This window comes from Streptomyces sp. NPDC057638 (assembly GCF_042800315.1).
GTDB lineage: Bacteria > Actinomycetota > Actinomycetes > Streptomycetales > Streptomycetaceae > Streptomyces.
In genome coordinates this window covers 1-4,901 of the sequence record NZ_JBHVHF010000445.1, presented here as the reverse complement: position 1 = coordinate 4,901, position 4,901 = coordinate 1, and the positions used below count along the sequence as shown (strand labels likewise).

The window sequence follows — 4,901 nt, the reverse complement described above, 5'->3', positions numbered from 1 at the left end:
GCGAGGGGGCCTCTGTGATGCGTGCGCCGCCAGGGACTCGAACCCCGGACCCGCTGATTAAGAGTCAGCTGCTCTAACCAACTGAGCTAGCGGCGCCTGCTGACCTGGAGAACTCTACCGGACCCGGGAGGGTGCTCCTGACCATTATCTGACCGCATCGGCCTGTCGGATGGTCCTTTTGTCCCTTTGGTCCCGCAAAATAGCCCCCGTGAGGAGAGGGGGAGCACCTCCCGGTGCCCCCGCCACAGACCCCAGACGCGCGGAGCGGACAGCGATGACGGTGCCGGTCTTCCAGGAGTACGAACCCGATCCCGACTGCGACTGCCCCGGCTGTGTCCAGCACCGCCGGGCCCTGGCCGCGGGAGAGCACCCCGCCGCCCACGGCTGCCGCCGCGCCCTGGTGCTCCTCACCACGGCGGGGGTGGTCCTCGGCAGCGGTACGGCGGGGGCCGAGCCCCTCGCCGCACCCCTGCCGAGCACGGTGGTGGACCACACACTTTCGGCCACCGCCTCGGGCTCGGCCCCCACCGCGCGTACGGGGAACCCGGTGGCCGCGCCCGCCGCCGCCCGGATGGAGCGTGTCACCGCCGCCCGCGCGGGGGTCGCGGTCCGTGCCCCGGAGCCCGAGGACGACCATGAGCAGGGCGACAGCGGACCGCTCCACGGCCGCCCGCTGCCCGGCCCCTCCTCCGGTACGCCCGGCACGGCCCCGCTGCGCAAGACGACCCGGACCGACATCATCGACCGGGCCAAGCGATGGGCCTCGGTCAAGGTCCCGTACAGCATGCAGAAGTACTGGTCGGACGGGTACCGCCAGGACTGCTCCGGCTATGTGTCCATGGTCTGGAACCTGCCGCGCAACGAGTGGACCGGCACTCTCGCCAAGTACGGCACCCGGATCACCCGGGCCGAGCTGCAACCCGGCGACATGCTGCTCTTCCACAACCCGTCCAAGCCGACCAAGGGCTCCCACGTCACGATCTTCGGCGGCTGGGCCGACCACAACCACACCAAGTACACGGCGTACGAGCAGGCCAAGCCGCACACCCGCAAGCGCACCACCCCCATGGCCTACTGGAACAACTCCGACCGCTACATCCCGTACCGCTACAAGGGACTGACCTCGCTCACCCCGGCCGAGCCCATCACGGCGGCGCCCTACCCCGGGCTCTCCTCCTTCGGCCCCGGCAGCAAGAACAAGTACGTCACCCTGCTCGGCCAGGCCCTGATCGCCCGGGGCGGCAAGCGCTTCTACAGCCAGGGCGCCGGGCCCCGCTGGGGCGACGCCGACCGCAGGGCCACCCAGGCGTTCCAGCGGGCCCAGGGCTGGCGCGGCGCGTCGGCGGACGGGGTGCCGGGGCCGCGCACCTGGAAGGTGCTGATGTCCGGCCAGGGGCGGGACATCCCTCCGGCGGGGGCGCCGGGGCCCGGCGGCGTCAGCGCGGTGGCCCCGCCCTATCCCGGGCGCGAGTTCTTCCGGCCGGGACGCTCCAGCGAGCATGTCACCCGGCTCGGCCGCCGCCTGGTCGCGCACGGCTTCGGCCGGTACTACGGCGACGGCCCCGGGCCGGTCTGGGGCGAGGCGGACCGGCGCAACGTGGAGGCGTTCCAGCGGGCCCAGGGCTGGCGCGGCACGGCGGCCGACGGCTACCCGGGCCCGGAGACCTGGCGACGGCTCTTCGCCCCGGTGCCGGACCCGGCCGCCCGCGCCGCCCGCGCGCGGGGGCCACGCGCCTAGGTCGTTTCCTCCGGATCAGGCGGGCGGCGGTACGGGACCGGTGAGGGATACGAGGGCGGCGCGCCCGCCTCCTCACCCACCGCGAGCCTCCGTACCGCCCGGGTCTCCCGTCAGGCGACGTGACGGGCCCTGTTCCCGAGTCCCCGGCCGTCCCGACTGCTCCGACCGGCCCCACCGGCGGCGACATCCGTCCCTCACGACACCCATCCCACCCACGGTCCCATCACCACCAGCAGCAGGCGGAGGCGGCAGCGGAGATGAACACGACCACCACCTCGGAACCCGGCGGCGGGGAGAGCACGCCGTCCGGCGGGTCACGGCACACCCCGGTCATCGCGCCGGAGGCGACGACCGAGATCCCGGTGCACCTCCTCTTCCGGGACGGCGGCTCGCCGCCGGTACCGCTGCGGCCCGCCGTGGTGGGGCGCCGCCAGGGGAGCGGGGAGCAGCCCCGGGTGCGGCGCGCCCCGGCGCCCGCGCGCCCGGCGGTGCCGCGCCGGCCACCGCCCTCGGTCGACCCCGCCCTGGTCGAGCGCCCGGCCGCCGCGCTGCCCGGCTGGACCGGGCTGGCCGCCGCGCTGTGCGCGCTCGCGGGCGTCGCGGTGGTGCTGTGGGGCGCGGGCGTGGTGCCCGCGTCCGTGGCGCGGACGCTGGGGGTCACCGTGCCCCCGTATCAGGGGATCGATCTCACGCTGTGGTGTCTGATCGGTGTCGGGCTGCTCATCGCGCTGTTCGCGGTCGGAGGGATCGGACGGGGGAGGGCCGGTTACGCGTGGGTGCTCACCCAGTTCGGGGAGTACCGGGGCAGTGTGCGGCGCGCCGGGCCGTTCTGGCTGAGCCCGCTGCTGCTGCGGCGCCGGGTCGACGTACGGCTGCGGCACTGGCGCAGCGATCCGCTGCCCGCCGTCGACGCCCACGGCACCGCGCTGCGGGTGACCGTGCTCGTGGTGTGGCGGGTGCGCGACACCGCGCGGGCGGTCCTCGGGATCGAGGACCACGAGGAGTATCTGGCGGAACAGGTCGAGTCGGGGATGGCCCGGGTGCTCTCCCAGCTCCCGGCCGACGCCTTCCACCAGGACGCGCCGACGCTGCGCAACGCGGAGGCGGTGGGGGACGCCCTGACCCGGACCCTGTCGGCGGAGTGCGCGCCGGTGGGTCTCGAGGTCTTCTCGGCGCAGCCGGTGGCGATCGAGTACGCACCCGAGGTGGCGGCGGCGATGCAGCGGCAGCGGATCGCGGCGATCGACGCGCGGCACCGGGAGACGGTACTCAGCTCGGTGGTGGACGCCGTGGACGACACGGTGACCCGACTGACCTCGCGCGGGCTGGTCGCCCTGGATGACTATGAACGGAAGGCCCTGGTCAAGGACTTGACGGTGGCCTTCTACGCCGGTCGGGTCACTCCGCCGGAGTCCTAGGCACCCGTTCGCGGAACCCTGCCCGGGCCGGGAGCCGCGGCGGGTTGAGCGGTGGACGCGGGCCCTGTTCCGGACGGGCGCGGCATCCCGCCCGGACCGGGACGCCGGCCGGACTGGACGGAAGCGGAGCGGGTTCGCGGGAGTCCCATCCGTACCAACACGCAGAACAGCACTTGCAGAACCGGGACTGAACCGATCCTGAACGGAAGCCGATCGTCCAGAGGAGGACTGATTCCTTAATGGTCTGGACATGTTGAAAGCTGTTCCATACATTGGGACTTGGTCTAGACCTAAGGGCGTCGAAGGGGCGCCCTATCCCCACATCACACGCACGCGTGCGAGCACGACCCATCGAACTCCCCCACGTTCCCTGGAGCGAAGCATGCGCAAGAGGTTCACCGCCGCCACCGTCGGACTCGTCATGGCGGGTGCCACCGTTGTCGCGACCGGCACGGCCAACAGCCATGGCTACACCGACGGCCCGATCAGCCGTCAGAAGGTCTGTGCCAACGGCCTGGTCTCCGGCTGCGGCAACATCCAGTACGAGCCGCAGAGCGTCGAGGGCTTCAAGGGCTTCCCGGCTCAGGGTCCCTCCGACGGCACCATCTGCGCCGGTGGTCTGGGGCAGTTCGCCCAGCTCGACGACCCGCGTGGCGGCAACTGGCCCGCCACCAGCGTCAGCTCCGGCGCCACCCAGTCCTTCAACTGGCGCTTCACGGCCCGCCACCGCACCACCGACTTCAAGTACTACATCACCAAGCAGGGCTGGGACCCCACCAAGAAGCTGACCCGGGCCTCCCTGGAGTCGCAGCCGTTCCTGACGGTGCCGTTCAACGGCCAGCAGCCGCCGTCGACGCTGTCGCACTCCGGCAAGCTCCCCACCCGGACGGGCAAGCACGTCATCCTCGCCGTGTGGACCGTCCACGACACTCCGATGGCGTTCTACGCCTGCTCCGACGTCAAGTTCTGAGCCGACTGACGACGCTGAACGGCCCGGTCGCGGCCGGGCCGTTCCGTACGGACGGAGTATCAGCTGCCGTGCCGGGCCAGGGGAGACCCGGCTGACGGTACGGTCGCCGAGCTGATGCGGCGCCGGTGGTACGACCGTGTGCGGGGGGTGAGGGACCACGGCCGGTCCCCCATCCGCCACCAGGTCGCCTCCACCGCCGTCGTACGGGCCGCGCTCCTCGTGGACCTGCTGCCACGAGGAGCGCCGCCTTATGTCGCGTGCCGCTCGACCACACCCCGGAGTGCCCGCTGTGGCTCAGTGCGGCGGCCCTCTCCGGGGCGGCCGTCGTGGGCCCCGCCCCGCCCTGTCTGGCGCGGCCCCGGGCCCGCCCCGCGACAGCACCCACGCCGAGTGCGGCCGCGCGCCGCGAAGCCGTTCCGCGCCCCTGCCCGCCGGCACCGCCGCCCCGGGACCTGTTCCGAGGGATCCCGCCGGGCTCGCGCGACCCCTGACGGCTCGGGTGGGAGCCTGGGTGATCCCATGGGCCCCGTGGCCCGGGACGCACCGCACACCGAGCCCCCCTGCGCCCGCGCGGGAACCCTCACGAACCCCGGGCGGCCCTGTACGGCACCCTCACGAACCCCGGGCGGCTCCGTACGGACCCCGTAAAACGCCGTGTGGGGCGTTCCGGGATGAACCGGAACGCCCCACACGATCGTCTGTGCGCCGCCAGGGACTCGAACCCCGGACCCGCTGATTAAGAGTCAGCTGCTCTAACCAACTGAGCTAGCGGCGC

The 4,901-nt window shown here is 73.1% G+C and carries 2 protein-coding genes, 2 tRNA genes and 1 pseudogene; 3 read left to right on the top strand and 2 right to left on the bottom strand.

Going from position 1 to position 4,901, the window contains the following annotated elements:
- Nucleotides 1-22: 22 nt before the first annotated feature.
- Nucleotides 23-96 (bottom strand) — tRNA-Lys (locus tag ACFVIM_RS32885).
- 178 nt (nucleotides 97-274) lie between these two features.
- On the opposite strand from ACFVIM_RS32885, the gene ACFVIM_RS32880 reads away from it, so the two are divergent.
- The 3 genes and pseudogenes from ACFVIM_RS32880 to ACFVIM_RS32870 all read left to right on the top strand — a co-directional run bounded on the left by ACFVIM_RS32880 (nucleotide 275) and on the right by ACFVIM_RS32870 (nucleotide 4,126).
- Nucleotides 275-1,738, top strand: a complete 1,464-nt coding sequence (locus ACFVIM_RS32880) for a peptidoglycan-binding protein (RefSeq protein WP_384309365.1) — start codon at nucleotides 275-277, stop codon at nucleotides 1,736-1,738.
- 728 nt (nucleotides 1,739-2,466) lie between these two features.
- Nucleotides 2,467-3,156 (top strand): annotated as a pseudogene (locus ACFVIM_RS32875) (SPFH domain-containing protein); the annotation flags it as partial.
- Nucleotides 3,157-3,538: 382 nt separating this feature from the next.
- Nucleotides 3,539-4,126, top strand: a complete 588-nt coding sequence (locus tag ACFVIM_RS32870; RefSeq protein ID WP_384309362.1) for a lytic polysaccharide monooxygenase — start codon at nucleotides 3,539-3,541, stop codon at nucleotides 4,124-4,126.
- A 701-nt stretch (nucleotides 4,127-4,827) separates the two neighbouring features.
- Here the strand turns inward: ACFVIM_RS32870 and ACFVIM_RS32865 are convergent.
- Nucleotides 4,828-4,901, bottom strand: a tRNA-Lys gene (locus tag ACFVIM_RS32865).